The sequence below is a fragment of the Aeromonas sp. D3 genome (genome assembly GCF_027705025.1).
GTDB classification, from domain to species: Bacteria; Pseudomonadota; Gammaproteobacteria; order Enterobacterales; family Aeromonadaceae; genus Aeromonas; species Aeromonas salmonicida.
Genome location: NZ_JAPDBE010000083.1, coordinates 1 through 3,452, shown reverse-complemented (window position 1 = coordinate 3,452; position 3,452 = coordinate 1). Strand labels below are relative to the sequence as shown.

Sequence of the window (3,452 nt, the reverse complement as noted above, 5' to 3'; positions counted from 1 at the left end):
CCCGAGCGGCCAAAGGGATCAGACTGTAAATCTGACGGCTCTGCCTTCGAAGGTTCGAATCCTTCTCCCTCCACCATCATTTAGAAGACCCGGCCTGGTGCCGGGTTTTTGCTTTTTAAAATTGCATCCATTTGACACTGTCAGATCTGACAATTGCATCATCCGCTACTTTTAGAAACAGTAGCCTTCATACCTTTCAGGGACATAGCGCGCCATGTTTGAGATTTGGGATGAAACAGGACAAGCAAGCGGCTTGACCTTGCCACAGCTGCAACAGCGGCTGGTCAGCTATCAGGGCGACGTCATGGTGCGCTACACCAACCGCATCGGCCTGCCGACCACGCTGTTCCTGACCATAGCCAAGGGTCAGGCCTACCAGCGCTTCAAGGCGGATACCCCCCTGCTTGACTGGTCGTGGCTGGCGCAAGCCGTGCATCCGGATGTCATCCGTGAGCCCCGGTTCTCCTATCTCAGCTCAGTCTCTTCCTGATCCCTCTTCCCGGGGACTGGCAAGCAGCAGAGTCAACTCATCGACTATCTGCTGCAACACAGCTCTGAATCCGGCCAATTCGGCCCCACACAGCTCGGCCCCCTCCTTGCGGATCTTCTCCTCCAGATGCCAGGCCTGCTGCGCCAAGTCATCTACCATCATCATGGAGATGGTGCCGGCCTGACGGTGCACCCAGTTAGCCAGCCCCTTGTCGTCGTCATGTACCAAAGCAAGGGATTGTTCCAGCTCCTGACGAAACAGCGTCATCATCTGCTCAAAAGGCTCCCCAACGCCGAAAAACGTCTGCAAGGATGTCACGTCAAGCCGTTTGGGGGCGGGCAATATGCGCCACTTCATCAATATCTGGCGAAGCCCATCCAACAGCACGGGTTTGCCCAGCACATCATTCATGCCTGCCGCCAGGCAGCGCTGCGCCTGTTCCGGCATCACATTGGCCGTCATGGCGATGATGGGGAGCCGCGCCAGTCCCTCAACAGTGCGCACCTGGCGGGTAAAGTCGTAGCCATCCATCACCGGCATCTGGCAATCACACAGGATCAGGTCGTAACTGTGCTGTGCCAGCATGGCGAGCGCCTGCTGGCCATTCTCAGCCAGATCGCACACCAGATTGAGCTGCTTGAGCTGGCGCTGCACCAATACCTGATTAAGATGATGATCCTCGACCACCAGCAGCCGGTATGGCAAAGGCCGGGAAGTTGGCGCCACGGGAATAGGGTCGGGCAGCAGTTGCTCACCCTGGCCCAGCTGGCGATAGCACACCTCCCGCACCGCCTGCCAGGTCAAGGGATTGCTGTTGAGCCAGTAACGCCCTTCACGCAACTGATAACCCAGCGCATTGCCCAGTGGGGCAACAGAGATACAGGGCTCCGGGTGATCCGCCCCATCGACAAATAGCAAGTCGGCCCCCTGCCGTTCATCGCTTGTCTGCACGCCCAACGACAGCAGGTGCAGGCGCAAGGTATGGCGCAGCTTGCCATCCTCCAGTGCCATAAAGGCACGCAACCCCATGAGGGTGGAGTCATATTCACGGCGCAGCTCAAGAGGTAACGTGATCGAGAGCCCGATGAAAGTCCCAAGCCCGGGCGCGCTTTCCAGCCTGAGTTCTCCCCCCATCAATTCGGCCAGGGTATGACTGATGCTAAGACCAAGCCCGGTCCCGCCATAACTGCGGGTGGTGGCGCCATCTGCCTGCTCAAAGGCATTGAAGATACGGGCCTGCGCCTCGGTACTCATGCCGATGCCAGTATCCTGCACCCCGATCAGCAACCGCTGCTCCCCGTCTGTTTGCGCCTCCAGCTTGATGGAAAGTTCTATAAAGCCGCGCTCGGTGAACTTGATGGCATTGCTGACCAGGTTGAACAACACCTGCTTGAGTCGCAGCACATCCCCAGTGAAGCGGGCGCCCACCTCATCATCGACACGCAGGTAACACTGCAGCCCCTTACGCTGTACCTCGCTGCTGATCATGGTCAACACGCTGTCGATGAGTTCGCGCAGCAAAAAAGAGCTCGGCGCCAGCGCCATCTTGCCCACATCCAGCTTGGAGTAATCCAGCACATTGCCGATCAGTTGCAACAGTCCCTCGGCCCCCTGGTTGATGATGGCAACCATCTGCCGCTGCTCCAGGTCGAGCGACGTAAAACTTAGCTGCTCCGCCATGCCGACGATGCTGTTCATGGGGGTACGGATCTCATGGCTCATGGTGGCCAAAAATTCAGCCTTCTTGCTGGCCGCATGCTCGGCACACTCCTTGGCTCGCGCCAGAGCCTCCTCCACCTGACGGCGGTGCAGGATCTCCTGGCGCAAACGCCAGTAGGCGATGGAGAGTGCGAGAATAAACAAGGTGACACCCGTGCCAACGGGGATCAGGGTTTGTATCAGCTTTTGCCACGGGATCCCTTCGCTGTAGTTCACCGCCAGCCAAGTATTGCGGATCTGCTGCTTCTCCTTGTCGCTCATGCTGACAAGGACCCGATTGATCAGCGGCAGCAGGGGAGCATAGGTGTCACGCACTGCAACAGCCAGTTCATCCTTGAAGGGGGTGGGCGCCACTATATGCAGGCTATCGTCGAACTGCTTATTGATAAGGCGCGACACTACCACCAGATTGCCTATATAAGCATCCCCTGACCCTGCGGCTACCATGGCCAGACCGGCTTCAGGGCCCGAGACTAGGCTAACCCTGATATCGGGAATGCGATTCTTTAGCTCGGCAACGAGCATGCTGTCGGTCACGATAAGATGCTTGCCGGCCAGTTCGGCAAGGCCGCCCACTGTACTGTTGCCACGGGCCATGGCGATGATCACTGGGAAGGCGGTAATGGGCTGACTTATTTCCCAACCAACCATGCGTTGGCTGATACGGGTTGGAATAATGGTCAAGTCCACCTCCTGATGCAGCAATGCCTGCAGCAGCTCGGGCCAACGTTGATCAGTGCGGTAGCGATAGGCTAGACCCAGCTTCTCCTTGAACAGCGCAAGATAGTCACCGATAAGACCGCTCACCTTGCCACTGTTATCCGTGTAAGAAAAAGGCTCCCAGCCCTGAATAAAACCTAATTGCAACGGAGGAAGTCGAGAAAGCCACTCACGCTCATCGGGCCGCAGCAAAAAAGCGCTATGCCCCAAGAAACTCAGGCTGTTATCCCCCAACCAGCGCTGCTCCAGAACACTGCGATCTTCCACACTCAATGCCTGAATAGCAGTGTCAAAGCGGACCCCCAGCCTGGGTTTCCGCTTGCTGATCCCCAGATGCAAGCTCTCCATCAGCAAAGGGGACTGGGCCACCACTGCCAATTCGGGGTGCCGGGCAATAAATTGATTGGCAACATGCAGGTTGCCAATATAGGCATCGGCCTGCTTGTCAAGGGAAGGTGCGAACAAGTCCCTGATATGAGATCATGTTTGTCATCTGGAGCCATGGAACAGGGTTCATCATGAG

Annotated in this window: 2 protein-coding genes; one reads left to right on the top strand and one right to left on the bottom strand. The window is 57.2% G+C overall.

Annotated features, from left to right (window positions below):
* The first annotated feature begins 214 nt into the window (after positions 1 to 214).
* Positions 215 to 490 carry a hypothetical protein gene (locus OKC28_RS22780; protein ID WP_021140868.1) on the top strand — a complete coding sequence of 92 codons (276 nt, stop codon included), beginning with the start codon at positions 215 to 217 and terminating at the stop codon, positions 488 to 490.
* Here the strand turns inward: OKC28_RS22780 and OKC28_RS22775 are convergent.
* On the bottom strand, positions 476 to 3,394 hold the full coding sequence (locus OKC28_RS22775) for a response regulator (RefSeq protein ID WP_270691148.1): 2,919 nt from the start codon (positions 3,392 to 3,394) through the stop codon (positions 476 to 478). The two genes, OKC28_RS22780 and OKC28_RS22775, sit on opposite strands and share 15 nt — an antisense overlap.
* Positions 3,395 to 3,452: the final 58 nt, after the last annotated feature.

Bases quoted from the DNA above. Each gene is read 5' to 3' on its own strand.
- OKC28_RS22780 (WP_021140868.1), top strand. From the start codon at position 215: ATGTTTGAGATTTGGGATGAAACAGGACAAGCAAGCGGCTTGACCTTG.